This window comes from Enterococcus sp. DIV0755b (genome assembly GCF_051713765.1).
Lineage (GTDB): Bacteria > Bacillota > Bacilli > Lactobacillales > Enterococcaceae > Enterococcus_C > Enterococcus_C canintestini.
In genome coordinates this window covers 496961-517052 of the sequence record NZ_JBIOQN010000001.1, presented here as the reverse complement: position 1 = coordinate 517052, position 20092 = coordinate 496961, and the positions used below count along the sequence as shown (strand labels likewise).

The following is a 20092-nucleotide window of genomic DNA, read 5'->3' as shown; positions in this document are numbered from 1 at the left end:
GAATGGAAAAATGAAGAAAATTTTAGCTGTAACACTTATTAGTTTAACGATTTTAGGGGGCGCTGTGCCAGCACTTGCAAAAAGCGATGGTACCGAGAAAAAAGGAAGTAGTGATGTATTAGTAGATTTTCTTGACAATGACCCTAATAATAAAGACGCAACGTTAAAGTTAATCAACGTACCAGAAAGATTTAAACAAGAAACAATTTTGAGTGCCACTGGGAGTTATAAAGTACAATTTAGTAAAGATAATTCTCAGATTGAAGATGACACCGTAGATGATGACGGTATTTCTTTAGAAACTTTAAAAGGACAATATGTAGTATTTAATAATTCTTCTCAACAGGCATGGCAATTAAAAGCTGACTTAAATCCAAACATCGTCGATATGAAAAATGGTATTACGAAGAATTTGGCTAAAAATATTACGATTACGAATTTAAAAGTAGAAGGTGATGTTGTATTTGAGAGTGCAAAAGACCTTACTGTGGAAAATAATACGGGTTTTCTAACGAAAGAATTTAAGGAGGGCACACTAGAATTTAAAGATCATGAACTTCAGTTAAAAGCTGGCGATAGCATTGATGTAGAAGATTTAATCATTTTCACTCTCAACGACGTACCAGCGCCAACGAACTAAGAGATGGGAGCTATTATGAAAAAGCGAAGTTATCTATTTTTCGGGATTTTGTTAGCATTTTTATTTTTCCCTTTATCTGCACACGCAGAAACTGGAAATGTACAATTTAGTATTCAAGGTGTGATTCCTGAAAATCAAATTGATAAAACCCAAACATATTTTGATTTAAAACTCCAACCTGGAGAAAAACAAGAAATTAAAGTGGCGATTCATAATGATGCAACAGAGGCGACAGATTTTATTGTCAATGTAAATCAAGCCTATACTAATTCCAAAGGTTTAATTGATTATAATAGCCAGGATGTTACACCGGATAAAAGTATGCAATATCAAATCAAAGATATTGTCACAAAACCTGAAAAAGTTTCTGTTCCTGCTAACAGTAGCAAAGAGTTTGCTATTCAAATTACCATGCCTAAAGAAAAATTTGATGGTCGAATTATGGCAGGTATTCAGGTTTTAAAAGTAGTAACCGTTGACGGCAAAGAACAGCCAAGCCAATTTGGTTATGTCTTAGGCCTACAACTGCGTAATATACTATCTGAAGTAAAGCGCGAAGTGAAAATTGCTGATCCTAAGGCAGCTATTTCTTTTGGGAAAACTGCTTTTAGCGTGAATATCCAAAATCCTACGATGGATGCCATTGGCAAAATGACCTATACAGGTAAAATTACAGCAGCTGGCAAAACTGAGACTTTACAAAAAATTGAATGGGAAAATCGTTCCATGGCGCCGAATTCGAATTTTGACCTAGCCTTTGATATGAATGATCAAGAAATTAAGCCAGGTAAATATGAACTACATTTGAAAATATCTGATGGTAAAGGTAATGTTTGGCAATTTAAAGAACCCTTTACTGTTAGTAGCGAGCGTGCAAAAGAAGTCAATAGTGCGATTATCCCAATGGGCGGTAAGTCTCAGACTCCATCATGGTTATATTGGTTAATCGGGGCATTGGGTGCGTTATTAGCTTTGTTAATGGTAAGATTGATCAAATCACAGCGTTCTCAAAATAAAGAGATTACTAAAGAATTGAACGTTTAAGCAAAAAGCGCATTGACTTTCACTTTTCAGAAAAGTCAATGCGCTTTTTTTCTTATCATCAGTTGATTACTTTGTACGCAATCTGGTTTTTGAAAACATAACAGCTACCAAATGTTTCACATGAAACTTTTTTTGATCGCATTGCCATAGCGGAAGGTTCTTAATGATTCTTATCACTATTCGGTCTGATCTGTATCGGAATTTAACAATTTATCATTTAAAGCAGTCATTTTTTGGTTGGCTGCTTGAAAAAGGTCGGGAATTTGCTTTAGTAATTGTTCACTAATAGCTAAGGAATCTTGGTTGGCATTTTGTGTTAATACTGTGCTACTGCGAGCAAAATTTTCAGCGAGCTCTGTGACGATTGCCTGTGTCTTCTCCAATACTTCTTCTGGTAAGGCTGCTGAAGCATATGCAGAAAAAAGGGTGCTAGTAGCTGTAATTGTAGCGCTGTACTGCAAGACCCAAGTAAACAAATATTCTAAATCAAGGTCTGCGATGGTCTGATTTGCAATCGCTGTTAAAGTCGCCAAAATAGGCAAAGTGACAGAAGGAGTAGCTAATTGTGCTAAAGCTAGATTTTTGACGGCTAACTGTGGATTTTTGGCTAAATCAAAGCGGTAGCACAAGTAAAGTAGCTCTTTAATGTTATTTTGTACAAAAGAGCCTGTTTTTTTATCTGCTTGAAAAACTTTGGTCGCAGGTAATTTTTCAAGCAATAAAAGTCCGGTCGCAAAAGGTGAAGGCGTAACATAAAGGCGAAAATAATTTTGGTCACTGGTGATAATGCCATCTAAAAGGGATTTTTCTTTTTTATTTATCTTTAGTTCACTACTAAGCTCGGTTTCTTTAATCCGGCTTAATTTTTTTTGCACATCTTTTGTCACCGTTGCAGTCAGAACAGGTTGTTTATTGTCTGCTTGAAAACCACTTTCGGCAAAATAATGTAGCTTAAAAAAATCATTTTGGTAAAAGAACGCATTTAAATTAGCCAGAGCAATCGTTTTTCCGGCTTGTTGACTAAGCCAGGCACGTAAATTTTGTTGCAGCTGGTCTTCTTGGGTAGGTTCCTTTTTAAACAATGCCATGGTTATGCTCCTTAATAACTATATTCTTAATTCTATTTTAGTCGAAAAATGTGCAACTTAACAAATAATTGACTAGGCGTTTTTTTTACAAGTGGTATAATGAGGGCAATCAAGGTTGGGGCTTGAGGTTTTTAATTGGAGGTGGGCAGGTTCGTTGGCTGATTATCAAATGGAAAAAACGTTAGGTAAATGTTTTCGCACAACAAAAAGCAGTTTCACCGGTAGTGTCCGTATTTTAGGCAGTTGGTACGACTACAAAGTTGTAGCTGGGTTGCCAGAAGTCGGAGATATGCTGGAAGTTGTCAGTTATACGCCTAATGCATTATTAGTTCAAGTAAACAATAGCTTATATGAAAGTGATGTGAATTACATTGGCAATTTTTAGTATCTTTTTTGTTATCGTAATTATTGGTCTACTTATTTTGTTGTTATCACAAATGATTATTATTGTAGAACAAGGAGAAGTTAAAGTCGTCGAAAGTTTTGGTAAATACGTTAAATCCCTTGATCCGGGACTTCATTTTTTAATTCCAATTTTATATAACGTCAAACAACGTGTTTCGTTAAAACAAATTCCAATTCAAATTGATCCACAAAGTGTTATTACAAAAGACAATGTTATCGTGGAAATTGATGAAGCAATCAAATATCATGTTACAGATGTACGGGCCTTTGTTTATGATAATCAAAATTCTGTGGTTTCGATGATTCAAGATTGTCAGTCAAATTTACGGGGCATCATTGGGAAGATGGATTTGAATGAAGTCTTAAATGGGACTGAAGAAATAAATGTGGCTCTATTTGAAAGCGTCAAAGACATCACAGCGGGATATGGCTTGTCGATTGACCGAATTAATATTGGTGAGATTTCAGTTTCAGATGAAATTGTTAATTCTATGAATAAATTAATTACTGCTAGTCGCGATAAAGAATCATTAATCACCATTTCAGAAGGGAAGAAACAATCGGTCATTTTAGATTCAGAGGCCAAAGCCTCAGAAATGGAAATTGATGCGGCGGCGCGAGCAAAACAAACTAAAATCGACGCTACTGCCAGAGCCGAACGAATTAAAATTGATGCCCAAGCTGAAGCTGAACGAATTAAAATTGTAACAGAAGCTGAGAAAAAACGAATTCGCGAAATTAATCAAGCCATTCAAGAAAGTCAAATTGACGAAAAAATGTTGTCTTATCTTGGCATTGAAGCCTTTAAACATGTGGTGGAAAACAATCACAACACCGTTATTTTACCAAGTAATTTAACGGAAATTGGCAATATTCCAGCCATTAAACAAGTTTGGGATGCAACTGATAAAAATAAATAATAAAAAATATTTCAAAAAAAGTGAGAAATCCAAGTTTGGGTTTCCCACTTTTTTGCTAGCAAAAATAATCATTTTGCTTATATGCATTATATTAAGGTTTTAAAGTGCTTACTGTCTGACAGATGCTTTGGTCATGGTTGAAAGTTACGATTTGTCGTTTAAAGTGATTAGTGTGTGATTTCATGAAAAATTGTTTAGGCAATCAGATGATGTGTTAAGAAATGAAAGAACATGTTGCTGTTGTTTCATCTGATCGCGTGTAAATGAGGAACGTTCTTTTGGCTTATTCATCCCGTAAATCAGGGTGGAGTTGAATGACGTTTTTCTCCCAATCGACCGTTTCAAGATGGTAAGGAAAATTACCACTGACCGTGTAGCTACCAGGAGCAGGGACATTAATTTTTTTCATGCGGGCATTGCCTTTGGCTAAATAGCCACTACCAAGTTTTAACATATCGCGCAAGCCGAGATTACTTTTCGTATGTTCTTTGACGGTTCCTAAATTTTGCGTAATCGCACTTAAGCTGGGAGTTACTGTTTTCCATTTCATAAAGCGAATCAAATCTTCCTGACGAGTAAAAACATCAAAGGAACGATCATCGTCAATTTGATAACTAATGTAGGCATCGATTTCGGCTAAAGATAACTTTTGTGGACCTAATAGGAATTTTTGACCGTTTTTTAAAGCGGTAAAATCTTTTTCTGAAGTGATCGTTAACGTACCATCTGCATCAAGGCCGGCTTCTTTTATGGCCGCTAGCCCTTCTTCTTTAGTTAAAATAAAATATTTTGTTACCGATTGCGAAAAAGCGACAGAAAAATATTTCAAAAAATCAGTAATAGAATTTTTAACATAAAGTTCTCCTAGCGTAATATTGTGTAGCCGAATTTCTGGTGAAATGCGCCACAACGTTCCTTTGTTTTGCAAATCGTAAACAAAAAAAGACGAGAATACGCCGTCATCAAAAATAAATAAAACCTTCATATTTTTCCTCCTTGAAATGTAGTTAGGTAGTCAAGCTAATTGAATTAGAAATAAACTGGATAATTTTTTCTTATGAATAAAGAGCTGACCGTTGCCTTTTGCTTTTCTAGATGTCTAGCATAATAAACGAACTCTCTACGGTAATAAGCTGAAATTTCAAGAAATTTGAAAAGCAATTTATTAAAATTCCATCTTATTACTTGAGAGTTGCCCGCGTTTGTTCAGCTTTTCTTGTTGTCTAGCATAATAAACAAACTCTCTACGGCAATAAGCCAAAATCTTGAGAAATTTGAAGAGCAATTTATCAAGATTTCGTCTTATCGCTTGAGAGCTGGACGAGTTTATTATGCTTTTCTACTTTAACTCTATCAATTTTTAAAGTTTTTGACTAGCGACGTGAGACCGTTGCGTTTTTTTTGAAATGCGAGTATGATAACGAAGATTATAACAAGGTGGTGGTCACATGATACGATTTGTATCTTCTGTACGCACAATTGGCTGGCAGTTATTCTGACGTCGCAGTTGTGACTTTCTTCTGCGCCTCAGCGGTTTGGAGAAAGGAAAATATTATGAAACTAGAACCTTATCACTATTTTGCCCTAGCAAAAGCAATTGACGATTTGATTAATGTTTATCAATCTGTCAATGACAAACAAACAGTCAATGCCGTTCAGGCTTTAACAACTGAAAAAATTAATGAAATTTTGCCCGAGGATTCGACTCAAAAGGAAGAATTGCTTCAATTTATTTTAGATCCTCATTTGACTAAAGCTTCAGCAGAGCGTTATTTAAATGGATTAAAAGAACATGTTACGCCTTTTGTTGTGCCAAGTGCAAAACAAGTGGAAAAAGTTTTTCGCAAGACTAAAAAATTACACTTACCAAATTTTGACGCGATGGATTTAAAAGAACATACCTATATTGGTTGGAACGATCCTGGCCAGCAGCAAAAATTCCTACTGTATTATGATGAGCATGGCTTACAAGGTTTAAAGGGTAACTTTTCAAGTAATGTTTTGAAAAATGTTTGTTCCATTTGTCATAAAACCAGTGAAGTCGCATTATTTTTAGCTACGACTAAAAAGGGTGGAGATGGCACTTACACGAAAAAAGGCAACTATATTTGTGTCGACAGTGAAAAATGTAACCATCAGCTTTACGATAAAAAGCAGTTGTTAGATTTTGTCGCCAAAGTAAAATAAGGTCTTCTTATTTTTTGATTACCCTCGAGGGATAAAAAGATGGCGAGATTTTCTCGCTGTCTTTTTTTGTTGTAAAAATAATGGTAAAAATCCGAACATTCACTACTAATTAAGCTAAAAAAATCACAAATTGGTAGAAAAGGTAGTGAAAAGCTGATAAAATGGCAAAATATTCAGATTATTACAAAAATAAAAAAGTTGGTTGGAAACGGTGAAGTAAAAATTGTATAGACAGCGAGAATTTTTGTTAAAAATGGCGCGGTAAATTAAAGTTTTTATCCGTTTTTTATGATAGACTTTAGGTTCTTGTTTATTTTTAACAATAGTGAAAAGGAGGCGTAGAATGAATCAGTTACTTGTAAAAATTAACGATTTGATTTGGGGAGCTCCCATGATTTTGCTAATTTTGGGCATTGGTCTGATTTTAACGGTTGGTTGCCGTTTTATTCAGCTGAAAAAATTGCCATTGGCATTGAAATTCATGGTGCAAGATGAAGAGGACGGCAAAGGAGATGTCTCTAGTTTTCAGGCTTTGTGTACGGCATTATCGGCGACAATTGGAACTGGAAATATTGTCGGCGTGGCAACAGCGATTGTCGCCGGTGGTCCTGGTGCATTGTTTTGGTTAGAACTAGCAGGACTTTTAGGGATGGCGACAAAATACGCAGAAGGTCTATTAGCGGTCAAGTATCGCTCCTTTGATTCCGATGGTAAAGCACTGGGAGGTCCTTTTTACTACATTGAAAAAGGGTTAGGAAAAAAATGGCGTCCCCTTGGTAAAGCCTTTGCTTTATTTGGTATTTTAGCCGGCTTGTTAGGGATTGGGACCTTAACGCAAATTAACGGCATTACGTCGGCGGCAGAAACTTTTTTTGATCCCAATAAAAATCATAGCCTACAATTATTTGGGCATCACTACTCTTGGGCCGTTATTATTTCGGGCTTGCTGGTAACGATTTGTGTGGCCGGAGTTTTAATTGGCGGTGTTAAACGGATTGCCAAAGTTTCTGAAATTATTGTACCCGCGATGATTCTTTTATATGTCGGCTTGTGTTTGTGGCTAATTGTTTTAAACGCAGCAAAATTGCCTAGTGTGATTGCTTTAATTTTTCGTAGTGCTTTTGGCTTTGAAGCAGCGGCAGGTGGAGCATTGGGTGCGATGATGATTGCGATGCAAAAAGGAATCGCTCGGGGGATTTTCTCCAATGAATCAGGACTTGGTAGTGCGCCGATTGCAGCCGCAGCGGCCCGTACCAAAGAACCAGTCCGACAAGGTCTGGTTTCGATGACTGGCACATTTATTGATACGATTATCGTTTGTAACATGACAGGGATGGCAATTGTATTAACGGATGCGTGGAAAATCGGTAAAGATGGCGCAGCGGTAACTATCTACGCCTTTAGTGAGGCATTGCCACTGTCTGCACCAATTGTTTCTTTTTTACTGATGATATGTTTGGTGTTTTTCGCTTTCACGACGATTTTGGGATGGAATTATTACGCAGAACGGTGCTTGGCTTATTTGTTTAATACTAATAAATTTGCCAATTTCTTCAAAGTTTTATATGTTGCGGCGGTTTTCATTGGACCTTATCTGACTGTTTCAGCTGTGTGGACCATAGCCGATATTTGCAACGGTTTGATGGCGTTTCCGAATATTATTGCGCTGATTTTATTAAGTCCAGTTGTAGTCAAAGAAACACGTAAATTCTTTGCAGTGAAAAAAGCAGCAGTACCGCGTTTAGCATCAGAACTTTCTTTAGATAAAGATTAAATAATTAGTCTGAGGTATGACAAAAGTTTTTCATACCTCAGACTTTCGAATAAACGGTGTAACAGAAGCAGCTTTTTTGGAAATAAGACGGAATTCCAAAAATTTGAAAAATAATTTTTGGGAACCTCGTCTTATTTCTTGAAGCTAGTCGCTTCTGTCACAACCCTCAGATTTATAACAAAGCCCCCAAAAAGGATGACGTCTACAGTCTAAGAGCAAGAATTAGAATTCTTACTCTCTGTGTCACTTTTCTAATAGCAATATTTTATTAAATCAAAAATATAAATTGTAGAAATATCTGATTCTTTAGTAAATCTTTTCGGCAGAATTGTTAAAAAAATCATTTTTTGTTGGGTAGCAATTTATCCGTAATTGATTGTAAATGACTACGTTCTCTAATCTTTATTAATATTTACACAAAATTTCTTTAATAACTTCCCCATCTATATTCCCACCTGAAATGACTAAGGCAATATTTTTTCCACCAATACGCTCAGAAAAGTCATTAACTGCAGCTATCGTTGTACAACTTCCTGCTTCAGCAACAAATTTTTCTTCTGTAATCATGAAATCTACAGATTTGGCAATTGATTCTTCTTTGACTTCGATAATGTCATCGACGTAGTCTTTTAGTATTTCGTAGCTAAGTTTACCTACTCCACCAACTAAGGCATCACAATAGGTTTCTTTGCTAGGATATTCCTCGTAAAACACATTATCTTCATAAGATTTTATCATTGCTGGACATGCTTCTGTTTGAACCCCAATTATTTTGATTGTTGGCTTAATTGCTTTTGCAGCTACTGCAATCCCAGTGATCATGCCTCCTCCTCCAATTGGTACTACAATCGTGTCGATTTCAGGATTTTGTTCTAAAATTTCAATAGCTATCGTTCCTTGTCCACCATAAATTTTTGGATCGTCATAGTAAGCATCTATATAAGTCATATCATTTTCTTTGATATATTTCATTCCTAATTGATGTGCTTCGTCATAATCTTTCCCTAGACGCATTACTGTTGCACCAAAGTACTCTATTTTATCCGTTTTACTCTTAGGTGTGCTTTCTGGTACAATGATTATTGCTTTATCAATTCCTAAAATTGTCGCAGCATAGCTTACAGAACTTCCATGATTTCCTGAAGATACCGTAGCAACTCCTTTGGCTTTTTCTTCATCTGTTAAGGTAAGCATTTTATTTAACGCACCACGTATTTTAAAACTTTTCGCCTTTTGCATGGATTCAAGCTTAAAAAAGTATTTCTTATCCTCATCACCTAAATAGAAAGATTCTACTAATGGTGTAGTAGGTATATATGAATGGATTCTTTTATAGGCTTCTTGAACATCTTGATAATTAAATTTTTCCATATTCCTTCACTCCTTATATTAAAATTCTACATTTACAATATTTTTATCTTCACTCATATCTAAAGCAGCTTTTGCAGTTGCTATATCCATCAACGCCATTCCTGTTGCATCAAAAATAGTAATATCTTCTGCTGTTTTTCTTCCAATCGTTTTATTTAAAATTAGATCTCCAATTTCTCCTGAAATATCCTCTAATTGAATGATTTTATTTTTTAAAGCTATTTCCATTTCTCCTACTTGAGAACTGTGATGTAAATCATCAGTGAAAATAGTAGCATTGGAAAAAATATTCTCATCAATTTCTTGTTTACCTTCCATATCAGCTCCCATTGTAGATAAATGAGTACCAGGCTTGATCCAATCTTTTTTTAGAAATGGAACTCTTGAAGGCGTTATGGTAATGATAATCTCACTACATTCAGTTGCTATTTGCAAGTCTTTTACAGGAACAATCTGGGTATTCGTTTGAGAAATACCCATTAATACTAAATCAGAGGACACCTCTTTGATTGCATTAGAAGCTTTCATAAAATCTTTATCAAAAACTTGAACTTTTTCTAAATCTGGAAACACCGACAGTATCGCTGTGATTTGGAATTTTAATTGATTTCCTGCTCCAACAATTAGAACATTTTTAGGTGCCTTATTCGCCAAATACTTCGCACCTATGGCTGCCGCAGCTCCGGTACGCATTCCTGTAATATATGCACCTTCTGTTATTCCTAGAGGCATCCCTGTATTTCCATCAAAAATACAGATCATGCCATTTAGCGTAGGTAAATTTTTCTGTAGATTATCGCCAAACCACGTAACTGTTTTATGTCCAAATATTTTCTGTTTTTTTAAGTAACCAGATTTGATATCCATATCTGCTTTACCTGGTTCAAAGTCATAAAAAATCGTATCCCATACTACTGATTGATTCTCACTTTTCTGTGAATAAACATTTTCAACTGTTTCAATTACATCTTTCATTTTCAGAGTGTGTTTCAATGCTTCTTCATTCATTATTTTAAGTCCCATTGTTATTTCCTCCTCTAATAAATCCGTTTGTTCCCGTTCTTTACAAAATGCCATTCATCATCAACATTCTTCCTCACTTTTTTTAAAGTCAGCAACAACATTTCTCTTTCTTCTAAGGATAATTTTGCCAAAGCCGCCTTTTCTGAGTACATTTCTTCTCGTTTTAAATAGTTATAAAGCTCCTCTGCCTTATCGGTTGTGTATAATCTACGAATTTTTTTATTGGTAGGATCTACTTCTTTTCTTATTAATTTTTCTTTCTCAAGTTTACCAATTGACTTTGAAACCGTAGTCCGATCTTGTTTGACTAATTCAGCTAAAGAATCATTAATAATACCAGGATTTTCGTATATTCTTGTTAAATATAAATATTGATCTTTATTTAGATGAATATCTTTAAATTCCACATTGCTGATATAAGATAGTGCTCGTGAAATTATACCGATTTCTCTTAAGATTTCAGACATTGCTATCCCTCCATTGGTAGTAAATAAGTTTGTATATCAAGCACTTGAATAATCTTCTTCAAATCAGCGACTTTTACAACCATGGTTTGGTCTGGTCGGCCTGGGGCAAATACAAGCTTTTCATGCGAAAGTAATTCTTCATCAATAATTACCGGTACCTGTGTTTCATAACCAAACGGAGAGACAGCTCCTGATTTTTGACCAGTCGTTTCCTCCATGACCTCTGCGGATACAACAGAAAGTCTTTTTCCTACAAGCTTACTTAGTTTCTTAAAATCACTTCTTTTCGTAGTAAATGTTAAAAAGATATAGTGATTGTCTTGTTTGTCTTTTAAATACAGACTTTTTGTTTCTGTACCTTTAAAACCTTGTTCCTCTTTTACAACCAGTGCATCCTCATTAGTATAAATAGCTCGGTGATGGTATAACTCATAATCAATGTTTGCTTGTTTAAATTTTTCTTCTAAATTAATCAAGTACTCACGTCCTGTCTAAATTGTTGAATTTTCTACATTTTTAATCATAATAAACCATTTTGTAGAAAAGTCAACAATAATCATTGCGTTTTTATAGTTTATTTCTATTAATTTATCAGCTCTTTTCTACATTGAATATAACTAGTAAAATTTTGAAAAAACTAGGACGTATCTGAAAACTTATTACGGAGTCAATTTGAAAATGGATATTCTTCACTAAATATCTAGATAAAATTTGACGATTAAAGACTTTCTTATAGCGGATAATATATTTTCCCTTTTATTAAATATTTATCTCGAAATTAGATAGTAAATCATTGTCTATTCAAAAAAAATTGCATAAAAAAGTGAGGCTTATGTCACAGCCTCACTTTTTCGCTTTATTTTTAATTCATTTTAGTTGTTTTTGATATTGTAACGGTGCACAGCCAACTGTTTTTTTGAAAACATGGTGGAACGTTTTAACGTTGGCAAATCCCGCTTTCGCTGCAATTTCACTCATTGGTGAGTGTTCTGTGGCCAATAAAAACTTCGCTTGTTCAATCCGATATTCTTTTAAATATTGTGAAAAAGGTAGGCCAACTTTTTGTTTAAAAAAGCGGGAAAAATATGTTTCACTAAAGCCGACTTGGCGGGCCGCAGCTTCTAAAGTAATCGGGGAGTCAAAATTCGCCTCGACATATTCAAAAATTTGATCCAATAATTCTAAAGTTTCGCGACTTTTCAAATTTTCTTTGACCTTACTTTGTTTGACATCATCTTTTGGCGCTAACTGATATAAAGCATAAATAAATTGGGTCAAAAGACCTGTCACACCGTATTGCCAGCCTTCATTTTTTTCTTCATGGCAGTTAAAAATAGCGCGCAACAACTGATTAATTTCTTTTTGCGCGGAAGTGGGCCAGTCTCGGCTATAATTTGGTGCTTCATCAAACAGTTGCAACAAAGTACGGTCGGTTGTGACTAAATTATTTTGCTCATAAAAAAAGCGCAAATCAAATTGGAAAACGATTCGTTGACTGTCTGGAGATGCCAAGAAAAAATGAGGTTCGCCACTAGGAAAGAAAAAAATCTCCCCTTCTGCTAATTCAAAAATTTCTCCAAAAGCTCCCAGTTTAACAGTGCCGGTTAAACAATAAATAACCTCAATTTCCTTGTGCCAGTGAGGATAGACAATTTCCCAGCCATCATTAATAAAAGTTCGAAAAGGAAATGCGCTATGTAATTCGGGTATTTCTAAATATAGACTCATCTTTTCACCTCATTTGAGTAGGATTAATAAAAGTTATCGACTGTTTTTGATCCGAGTTCCTTCAGTTTTATGACAAACTCTTGGCGACATTAAGTCGAAATGCTAAGAAATTTGAGAAGCGATTTAACAAGATTTTGCCTTATTGCTTGAGAGCTATGCGAGTTCATTTAGCTTTTCTATTGATCCAGCACAGGAAGCAACTCTTCGGGAAAAATTCAAAAATTAGTTTCTGGTAAAGAGCACCAGAAAACGAATTTCTGAGATTTTTCCAAAGAGCTACCCACTTCCTTTAGCTTTTCTATTGATCTAGCTTCATAAACTAACTCGCTGCGACAATAAGCTAAAATTTCAAGAAATTTGGAAAGCAATTTATTAAAATTCTATCTTATTGCTAGCGAGTTGTGCGAGTTCCTTCAGCTTTTATTTGTGTCTAGCAAAATGAACTAGCTCTCTACGGCAATAAGGGAAAATCTTGCGAAATTTGAGATACAATTTAACAAGATTTTCTCTTATTGCTTGAGAGCTGAACGAGTTCCCTTAGCTTTTCTTTGATCTAGCACAGGAAGCAACTCTTCGGGAAAAATTCAAAAATTAGTTTCTGGTAAAGAGCACCAGAAAACGAATTTCTGAGATTTTTCCAAAGAGCTACCCGCTTCCTTCAGCTTTTCTTTAGTATAGCGTATTTTTAAAAGAAAAAAAGATAAAATCTGGGAATTTTTAGCTAAGGATGTGGGAGGAATTTGATGCGGGATTTTTTTATAATAAAGAAAATAAAACGTTTTCAAATAAGGAGAAATAATTATGAGTTTAAAAGTGGGAATTATTGGATGTGGCGGAATTGCTACGGGTAAACATTTACCGGCCTTGGCTAAAATTGAGGAAGTTGAATTGGTGGCTTTTTGTGATGTCATTTTAGATCGGGCAGAAAAAAGTTGTAAAGAATATGGCAGTGAAGAAGCCAAAGTTTTTAGCGATTATCAAGAAATGTTAGCAGCGTGTGATTTAGATTTGGTCCATGTGTTAACGCCCAACAGTTCTCACGCTGAAATTTCAATTGCGGCAATGGAAGTTGGCTGTCATGTAATGTGTGAAAAACCAATGGCGAAAACGGCTACTGAGGCAAAGGCAATGGTAGAAGCTGCAAAAAAGACGGGGAAAAAGTTAACGATTGGCTATCAAAATCGGTTTCGTAAAGACTCCCAATATTTACATACTGTATGTAGCGAAGGGGAGTTAGGAGAAATTTATTTTGGTAAAGCTCACGCGATTAGACGTCGGGCAGTGCCAACATGGGGTGTTTTTTTAGATGAAAAAGCGCAAGGAGGCGGCCCATTAATTGATATTGGAACGCATGCGTTGGATTTGACACTTTGGATGATGAACAATTATAAACCAAAATTTGTCGTAGGAACTGCTTATCGTAAATTAGCGGAGATGGAAAATGCTGCTAATGCTTGGGGTTCTTGGGATCCAAAAGAATACAAAGTAGAAGACAGTGCTTTTGGTTTTATTACGATGGAAAATGGCGCCACGATTTTCTTAGAAGCAAGTTGGGCGTTGAACTCGTTAGATGTTAAAGAAGCCAAAACTACTTTGTGTGGAACCAAGGCTGGCGCAGATATGAATGACGGCTTAACGATCAATGGTGAAGATCATAGCACGTTATATGAGAAAAAAATTGAATTAGAACCAGGCGGCGTCGATTTTTATGACGGTGCTTCTGATGATCCTGCTTATAACGAAGCAAGAGCGTGGATCGATGCGGTTTTAAATGACACAGAGCCCCTAGTAAAACCAGAGCAGGCTTTGGTCGTCACAGAAATTTTAGAAGCGATGTATCAATCTTCAGCGACAGGTGAGCCGGTTTATTTTGAACGCTAATTAAAACTAGCACGATTTTTCTGACATAAAAAAATGAACCAGTAAACGAGTATAGAAAGGATGAAAAAATGAAATTAGGTGTTTTTACCCCATTATTTAATAATCTAAATTTTGATGAAATGATTGAAAAAGTAGCCAGTTATGGTTTGGAAACTGTAGAAATTGGCACCGGAGGATCTCCTGGTAATGCCCATTTGGACATTGATAAATTATTAGCTTCTGGAGATAGTCGTAAAGAATACTTGGCGAAATTAGCCGATAAAGGATTGACGATTTCGGCTTTAAGTTGTCATCACAATCCGATTTCACCGGTAAAATCAGTGGCCCAAGAAGCAGATGAATTATTGCAAAAAACGATTAAATTAGCCCAATTAATGAATGTTCCTATCGTAAATGGTTTTTCTGGCGTGAGTGGCGGTAATGAAACAGATACCCAAGTCAACTGGCCTGTTTTGCCGTGGCCAACAGAATATAGCGATAATTATAATTATCAATGGGAACAAAAATTGATTCCTTATTGGCAAGAAATTAACACGGTAGCCGAAAGTGCCGGAGTTAAAATCGGGATTGAATTACATGGTGGTTTTTTAGCTCATACACCTTATACTATGTTACGTTTACGGGAAGCTACCGGTAAAGCAATTGGCTGTAACTTGGACCCAAGTCATTTGTGGTGGCAAGGAATTGATCCGGTCGCGGCAGTGAAAATTTTAGGCGAAGCTGGGGCAATTCATCACTTCCATGCCAAAGATACGTATTTGGATCAAGACAATATTAATATGTATGGACTGACTGATATGCAGCCTTATGGAAATGTTAAAACACGTTCATGGAATTTCCGTTCCGTAGGTTGTGGGCACGATTTAAAAGTTTGGTCTGATATTATTTCGGCGTTGCGGTTATACGGCTACGATTATGTATTAAGTATTGAGCATGAAGATCCTTTGATGTCCATTGATGAAGGGTTGCAGCGAGCGGTGACGAATTTGCGTTCTGTCATGATTCATGACACACCAACCGATATGTGGTGGGCGTAATTTTTTTAAAGATAAGGGAAATTATGAGTTTTAAAAGAAAGTGAGTAAAAGAATGAAACCATTACAATTTGCGATTATTGGTTATGGTGGCATGGGTTCTTATCATGCCAAAACCATTATGAAAAAGTCCAGTGAAGTTGTGGCTGTAAAAGGAGTTTATGATATTAAATCTGAACGCCAAGCTGTGGCACAGGCTGATGGATTTTTAGCGTATGAAAGTTTACCAGAACTTTTAGAAGATGAAACGACGGATGCCGTTTTAATTGCAACACCCAATGATAGCCATAAAGAATTAGCAATTGCAGCTTTAAAAGCAGGTAAACACGTGGTTTGTGAAAAACCAGTTGCTATGAATACAAAAGAATTAGATGAAATTTTAGCCGAAGCTAAAAAGTGTGCGCGGACATTTATGGTACATCAAAACCGGCGCTGGGATCCAGACTTTTTAATGATTCGCCAAATGTATCAAGAAAAAACGCTAGGCGATTTATTCCAAATTGAATCGCGCGTGCAAGGAGCCAATGGGATTCCCGGTGACTGGCGCCATCTACAAAAACATGGTGGCGGTATGTTACTAGATTGGGGCGTTCATTTATTTGATCAACTGCTATTTTTAGTTGATAGTCCACTGCAAACGATTCAGACTGATTTGAGCTATATTTTAGGAGATGAAGTAGACGATGGTTTTCATAGCTATCTAACGTTTGAAAATGGGGTTAAAGTGATAATTGAAGTGGGCACCACCAACTATATTCCGTTACCACGTTGGTATGTCAAAGGCATGGAAGGGACGGCGCTTATTTCAGACTGGGATTTAAATGGCAAAATGGTCAAAGCCACCCATGAAGAAACAGCGGCACCAAAACCTATTCAAGCTGGTGTGGGATTAACCAAAACCATGGCCCCTCCTCGCGAAGATGCAACCGAAGTTTTATCTCTACCAGCAGTTGAAACACCGTATCCAAGTTTTTACGCCAACTTCTACGATGTGGTAGTAAATGGTGGCGAGCCGATTGTCAAAAATAGTGAAGTCCGCCGTGTTTTAGCACTACTTGAAACTATCTTAGCTGAGGAAAGCAAATAGTAAAAGCAGCGAAGATAGAAGTATATTACTTTTGAAAATTGCGAATTGATTATAAAAAAGTGCTGTGACAAGAATCTGGTCACAGCACTTTTTATCGAGAAAGAAACGCTATTATTTTGACAAGGTATAATCCAGATAGCAAAGATATTGCCGAAAAGCTGAACGAATCCGTTCGGCTTTTTTGGATGCTAATTATTAAACAAAAAAATTAGGATATTTTTCTTTTAAAAAATCTGACCAGTTGGCTGGATTTTGCTGTTGCAAAGTGTCAATAAATTGGTCAGCGATGAGTTTGCGGTTATAGTTACTGGAAAAATTACGCTTACTTAAATAGGCTAAGTCTTCATCATGAAAATAGTAATTTACTTTGATATTGGGATAACCTTCTTCATTTAAAATTGTAGCAATCCGATTAGAAAACGTTAGTAGGTGATCAAATTGCAGATGTTTTAAACGATATAACTCGTGCAAATTAATGGTGGCGATAATTTCTGTGTCAAAGTGATAACTTAATTGCTGTGAGAAAAAATCGCTTTTTTCTTGAGCGGAATTGGTTACTACAACAATTCTTTTGCGATTACGACCGGCCACTTTGTTTTTTAGCACATGTTCTCGGAAAATTAAGGTCAAGGTGGCTAATTGATAGGTTCCTAAATAGAATTCTTCTGCCAATTCGTGAATATAAAAATATTCTACCAATTGATATAAAAAGGGAAATTCATTTTTAACGTCATCTAATTTATTATCGTAAAAATCATAGGACAGTTGATTACGTAAGATACATTTATAAAGATAGTGGCTAATCTCATGTTGTAAAACTAGCCGGGAATAAAAGTGAGTTAAAATTCGTTCTTCGATATAAGTAATCAAGCGATTACTTAGACCGGTTAGACGATCGTCTTTTTTATAAAGAGAAGTTCCTTGGTTATCTAAACTGGCTAATAGACAACTAAAATAAAAATCTTCCGTTGGGTTGGAAAACAGCGACCAGATTTTAACCGGCAAAGGTGATTTAAAACTTTCTTCTATTACAACTTTGTCATTTTTAACTCTTTTTTTGGTCAACAAATAGTATAAATAGAGAAATTTTGTTGAGGTATAGTTTAATTGTATGTTATTGTTTGCCAGCAAGTTTTCAAGTGCATCACAGGTATTGGTTTGCCATAAAAATTTAGTCTTTTCAAATAGGAGCTGTTGCAAAGGATTATTAGCTTGACGATTAGTAATTGTGCCTTGCTCGTCAATTTCAATAATTTCCATTAAGTATTCGCAAGCCCATATTCGTAAAGCCCACTCATTGCCGGTGATGGTGACACCTTTACCAGGAAGTGAAGTGAGGGTGAGCTTTTTTTTAGCTAAAGTGGCTAGAAAAGTACCACGGTCTTTCTTTTTAGTAGATTGACTTACGGCTAATTCGTCATACATTTGTGATAAATTAACAGTTTTTTGAAGCACACAAAGACAAATGAGATAATTCAAGCGTTCTTTTGCAGTAGTAGAAAAATCCGTTAAGTTCAAGTTTTGAATCATGGTAATCAAATCGCGATAACGCATATTACTGATAATTTTGGCTTCAGTGATGACAAATTGCTGTGACGGTTTGAAATATTGATTGAGTGTTTGAACTGATCGGCGGATAGTCGCGACTGATTTTTTTGTTTTTAATGCTAAGGCATCCAAGGTAGTTTGACCTTTTTCTTGTAACCGATTGGCCAAATATAAATCAAAACTGTTAACGACCATAGATAAATCCCTTCTTAGTTTGATTGATAGCCTTATTATAGCATGGTTACTTCTTGCAAAATCTACAAAGCAGAAGATGACCTTGTTTGGTAATCGGTTACATTTTAGACTGAGAGTGTAGAAAGAAATGGAGGAGAAATTATGAAAGAGAAGATAAAAAAAGGGATTCAAAAGTTTGGTCGCTCTCTATTATTACCAATTGCGGTAATGGCACCGATTGGGATGGTAATGGGATTAACCAACGCTTTATCGCAAAGCTATATGATTGAACAAGTTGCCTTCTTAGGTAATCCAGTTATCCAATCAATTATAGGTAGCTTAAAAACAATTTCAAGTATTGTTTTTGAAAATATCCCACTACTGTTTGCTATGGGGGTTGCTTATGGAATGGCAAAACTTGATAAGGGAATTGCCGTTTTTTCATCTGTATTAGGTTATGTCACCTTATTAGTAGTGGTAAATGTTTATTTAACGCTAACCAATGCCTTAGTAGATGCAGAAACGATGGCTTCTGTTGGTCAAGGTATGGTGTTAGGAATTCAAACGTTGAAATTAGATGCCGCTGGTGGGATTATCGCAGGTTTAATTGCAGCAAAATGTACCGATAAATTTTACAAAACACAATTGCCACTGGCTTTTGCTTTTTTTGGTGGTAAAAAATTTGTACCGATCGCAACTTTCTTCTTTATGATTCCAGTTGGTTTTGTTGTTCCAATGGTTTGGGGCTTGTTTACAAAATTATTGATCTTTATTTCACCAGTCTTTATGAATGAAACATTTGGAGTTGGAGTTTATTGGTTTGCTCATCGGGCATTGATTCCATTTGGTTTGCATCACGTTTTAGCTTCTATTGTCCGCTTTACTGAAGCCGGTGGTGTTTATATGATTGATGGTCAACAATATATCGGTATTTTAAATGCAGCGAATAAAGTTTTATTTGATTTAGGACCAGATAATCCAGCTTGGAAATTAGCGCCAGGATTATTCAAATACTTAGCAACAGGACAAATGCTGACTACTTTATTCCGTGTACCAGCGATTGGTTTAGCGATGTATCACACCGCTTTTGCCGATAATAAAAAAATCGCGAAAGGTGCTATTTTAACAGTCGTTTTAACAGCTTTCTTAGGAAATATCACAGAACCTTTGGAATTTTCTTTCTTGTTTATTGCACCGCAATTATTTGTTGTTTATGCCATTTTGTGTGGGGTTATGGCGATTCCATTGAATTTCTTGAATATCGGTATTGGTTATATTCGGGGCACGATTTTTGACTTTGGTATCTTTGGTTTAATGTACGAAAACACTAATTGGTTAAACTTAATTTTATTAGGAGCAGTAAATTTTGTTGTCTTTTACTTCGTCTTTAAATTTGCGATTAAGAAATTTAATTTAGAAACATTAGGGCGTGAAAAAGGGTTGAAAAACAATAGTTTATTGGCCGAAAAGAAATTTAATGAAATTGCTGACATCGTGATTCCGGCATTAGGTGGCAGCGGAAATATTAAAAATGTTGACAACTGCGTTTCCCGCTTGCGCATTGATTTGAAAGATCAGTCAGTGGTAGATGTGGAGCGCTTAAAAGATTCAGGTACCTCGGGGGTATTCTTCCCGCAAGAAAATCATATTCATGTCGTCTTTGGCCCTTATGTCGAATTTGTGCGTAATGCAGTCGATGATGCAATGAAAAAAGGGTAGGT

Annotated in this window: 18 protein-coding genes; 10 read left to right on the top strand and 8 right to left on the bottom strand. The window is 35.8% G+C overall.

Going from position 1 to position 20092, the window contains the following annotated elements; all coding sequences use genetic code 11:
• The first annotated feature begins 10 nt into the window (after positions 1-10).
• Together IGI65_RS02610 and IGI65_RS02605 are read left to right on the top strand one after the other, a co-directional pair.
• On the top strand, positions 11-640 hold the full coding sequence (locus IGI65_RS02610) for a hypothetical protein (protein WP_438773142.1): 630 nt from the start codon (positions 11-13) through the stop codon (positions 638-640).
• Between the two features lie 15 nt (positions 641-655).
• The gene (locus IGI65_RS02605) at positions 656-1684 is read left to right on the top strand and encodes a DUF916 and DUF3324 domain-containing protein (RefSeq protein ID WP_438773141.1); all 1029 of its coding nucleotides are present in this window, start codon (positions 656-658) and stop codon (positions 1682-1684) included.
• 176 nt (positions 1685-1860) lie between these two features.
• On the opposite strand, the gene IGI65_RS02600 is transcribed toward IGI65_RS02605, so the two are convergent.
• Positions 1861-2772, bottom strand: coding sequence for a hypothetical protein (locus tag IGI65_RS02600; protein WP_438773140.1), 912 nt, complete (start codon positions 2770-2772; stop codon positions 1861-1863).
• A gap of 169 nt (positions 2773-2941) precedes the next feature.
• Between IGI65_RS02600 and IGI65_RS02595 the strand changes: the two genes are divergently transcribed.
• Positions 2942-3157 (top strand): hypothetical protein, encoded by a 216-nt coding sequence (locus IGI65_RS02595; RefSeq protein WP_071865611.1) that lies wholly within the window; start codon positions 2942-2944, stop codon positions 3155-3157.
• Between the two features lie 52 nt (positions 3158-3209).
• Positions 3210-4097: an SPFH domain-containing protein gene (locus IGI65_RS02590; protein WP_245813029.1), complete on the top strand. Its 888-nt coding sequence runs from the start codon at positions 3210-3212 to the stop codon at positions 4095-4097.
• A gap of 283 nt (positions 4098-4380) precedes the next feature.
• Here IGI65_RS02590 and IGI65_RS02585 read toward each other — a convergent pair whose 3' ends face one another.
• Positions 4381-5082, bottom strand: a complete 702-nt coding sequence (locus tag IGI65_RS02585; protein WP_095006965.1) for a hypothetical protein — start codon at positions 5080-5082, stop codon at positions 4381-4383.
• Positions 5083-5651: 569 nt separating this feature from the next.
• Here IGI65_RS02585 and IGI65_RS02580 point away from each other — a divergent pair.
• Both IGI65_RS02580 and IGI65_RS02575 read left to right on the top strand, forming a co-directional pair.
• Positions 5652-6284 carry a FusB/FusC family EF-G-binding protein gene (locus IGI65_RS02580; protein WP_438773139.1) on the top strand — a complete coding sequence of 211 codons (633 nt, stop codon included), beginning with the start codon at positions 5652-5654 and terminating at the stop codon, positions 6282-6284.
• 343 nt (positions 6285-6627) lie between these two features.
• Positions 6628-8058, top strand: coding sequence for an alanine/glycine:cation symporter family protein (locus IGI65_RS02575; protein WP_438773138.1), 1431 nt, complete (start codon positions 6628-6630; stop codon positions 8056-8058).
• 405 nt (positions 8059-8463) lie between these two features.
• Here IGI65_RS02575 and IGI65_RS02570 read toward each other — a convergent pair whose 3' ends face one another.
• The 5 genes from IGI65_RS02570 to IGI65_RS02550 all read right to left on the bottom strand — a co-directional run bounded on the left by IGI65_RS02570 (position 8464) and on the right by IGI65_RS02550 (position 12647).
• Positions 8464-9429, bottom strand: a complete 966-nt coding sequence (locus IGI65_RS02570) for a threonine ammonia-lyase (protein WP_438773137.1) — start codon at positions 9427-9429, stop codon at positions 8464-8466.
• An 18-nt stretch (positions 9430-9447) separates the two neighbouring features.
• Positions 9448-10452, bottom strand: coding sequence for an ornithine cyclodeaminase family protein (locus tag IGI65_RS02565; RefSeq protein WP_438773136.1), 1005 nt, complete (start codon positions 10450-10452; stop codon positions 9448-9450).
• Between the two features lie 14 nt (positions 10453-10466).
• The gene (locus IGI65_RS02560; RefSeq protein ID WP_438773135.1) at positions 10467-10919 is read right to left on the bottom strand and encodes a MarR family winged helix-turn-helix transcriptional regulator; all 453 of its coding nucleotides are present in this window, start codon (positions 10917-10919) and stop codon (positions 10467-10469) included.
• Between the two features lie 2 nt (positions 10920-10921).
• Positions 10922-11395 (bottom strand): YbaK/EbsC family protein, encoded by a 474-nt coding sequence (locus IGI65_RS02555; protein WP_438773134.1) that lies wholly within the window; start codon positions 11393-11395, stop codon positions 10922-10924.
• 391 nt (positions 11396-11786) lie between these two features.
• Positions 11787-12647 carry an AraC family transcriptional regulator gene (locus IGI65_RS02550; protein WP_071865602.1) on the bottom strand — a complete coding sequence of 287 codons (861 nt, stop codon included), beginning with the start codon at positions 12645-12647 and terminating at the stop codon, positions 11787-11789.
• An 801-nt stretch (positions 12648-13448) separates the two neighbouring features.
• Between IGI65_RS02550 and IGI65_RS02545 the strand changes: the two genes are divergently transcribed.
• The 3 genes from IGI65_RS02545 (at position 13449) to IGI65_RS02535 (ending at position 16649) form a co-directional block, all read left to right on the top strand.
• Entirely contained in the window at positions 13449-14528 is a 1080-nt protein-coding gene (locus tag IGI65_RS02545; protein ID WP_095006969.1) for a Gfo/Idh/MocA family protein, read from the top strand.
• A gap of 68 nt (positions 14529-14596) precedes the next feature.
• The gene (locus IGI65_RS02540) at positions 14597-15565 is read left to right on the top strand and encodes a sugar phosphate isomerase/epimerase family protein (RefSeq protein ID WP_071865600.1); all 969 of its coding nucleotides are present in this window, start codon (positions 14597-14599) and stop codon (positions 15563-15565) included.
• Between the two features lie 52 nt (positions 15566-15617).
• Complete coding sequence (locus tag IGI65_RS02535; RefSeq protein ID WP_438773133.1) at positions 15618-16649, top strand: Gfo/Idh/MocA family protein; 1032 nt, start codon at positions 15618-15620, stop codon at positions 16647-16649.
• A 195-nt stretch (positions 16650-16844) separates the two neighbouring features.
• On the opposite strand, the gene IGI65_RS02530 is transcribed toward IGI65_RS02535, so the two are convergent.
• Entirely contained in the window at positions 16845-18392 is a 1548-nt protein-coding gene (locus IGI65_RS02530) for a helix-turn-helix domain-containing protein (protein WP_438773132.1), read from the bottom strand.
• A 141-nt stretch (positions 18393-18533) separates the two neighbouring features.
• Between IGI65_RS02530 and IGI65_RS02525 the strand changes: the two genes are divergently transcribed.
• Positions 18534-20090, top strand: a complete 1557-nt coding sequence (locus IGI65_RS02525) for a PTS transporter subunit EIIC (protein ID WP_438773131.1) — start codon at positions 18534-18536, stop codon at positions 20088-20090.
• The last annotated feature ends 2 nt before the right edge of the window (positions 20091-20092 follow it).

Bases quoted from the DNA above. Each gene is read 5' to 3' on its own strand.
- IGI65_RS02610 (WP_438773142.1), top strand. From the start codon at position 11: ATGAAGAAAATTTTAGCTGTAACACTTATTAGTTTAACGATTTTAGGG.
- IGI65_RS02605 (WP_438773141.1), top strand. From the start codon at position 656: ATGAAAAAGCGAAGTTATCTATTTTTCGGGATTTTGTTAGCATTTTTA.
- IGI65_RS02600 (WP_438773140.1), bottom strand. From the start codon at position 2,772: ATGGCATTGTTTAAAAAGGAACCTACCCAAGAAGACCAGCTGCAACAA.
- IGI65_RS02595 (WP_071865611.1), top strand. From the start codon at position 2,942: ATGGAAAAAACGTTAGGTAAATGTTTTCGCACAACAAAAAGCAGTTTC.
- IGI65_RS02590 (WP_245813029.1), top strand. From the start codon at position 3,210: ATGATTATTATTGTAGAACAAGGAGAAGTTAAAGTCGTCGAAAGTTTT.
- IGI65_RS02585 (WP_095006965.1), bottom strand. From the start codon at position 5,082: ATGAAGGTTTTATTTATTTTTGATGACGGCGTATTCTCGTCTTTTTTT.
- IGI65_RS02580 (WP_438773139.1), top strand. From the start codon at position 5,652: ATGAAACTAGAACCTTATCACTATTTTGCCCTAGCAAAAGCAATTGAC.
- IGI65_RS02575 (WP_438773138.1), top strand. From the start codon at position 6,628: ATGAATCAGTTACTTGTAAAAATTAACGATTTGATTTGGGGAGCTCCC.
- IGI65_RS02570 (WP_438773137.1), bottom strand. From the start codon at position 9,429: ATGGAAAAATTTAATTATCAAGATGTTCAAGAAGCCTATAAAAGAATC.
- IGI65_RS02565 (WP_438773136.1), bottom strand. From the start codon at position 10,452: ATGGGACTTAAAATAATGAATGAAGAAGCATTGAAACACACTCTGAAA.
- IGI65_RS02560 (WP_438773135.1), bottom strand. From the start codon at position 10,919: ATGTCTGAAATCTTAAGAGAAATCGGTATAATTTCACGAGCACTATCT.
- IGI65_RS02550 (WP_071865602.1), bottom strand. From the start codon at position 12,647: ATGAGTCTATATTTAGAAATACCCGAATTACATAGCGCATTTCCTTTT.
- IGI65_RS02545 (WP_095006969.1), top strand. From the start codon at position 13,449: ATGAGTTTAAAAGTGGGAATTATTGGATGTGGCGGAATTGCTACGGGT.
- IGI65_RS02540 (WP_071865600.1), top strand. From the start codon at position 14,597: ATGAAATTAGGTGTTTTTACCCCATTATTTAATAATCTAAATTTTGAT.
- IGI65_RS02535 (WP_438773133.1), top strand. From the start codon at position 15,618: ATGAAACCATTACAATTTGCGATTATTGGTTATGGTGGCATGGGTTCT.
- IGI65_RS02530 (WP_438773132.1), bottom strand. From the start codon at position 18,392: ATGGTCGTTAACAGTTTTGATTTATATTTGGCCAATCGGTTACAAGAA.
- IGI65_RS02525 (WP_438773131.1), top strand. From the start codon at position 18,534: ATGAAAGAGAAGATAAAAAAAGGGATTCAAAAGTTTGGTCGCTCTCTA.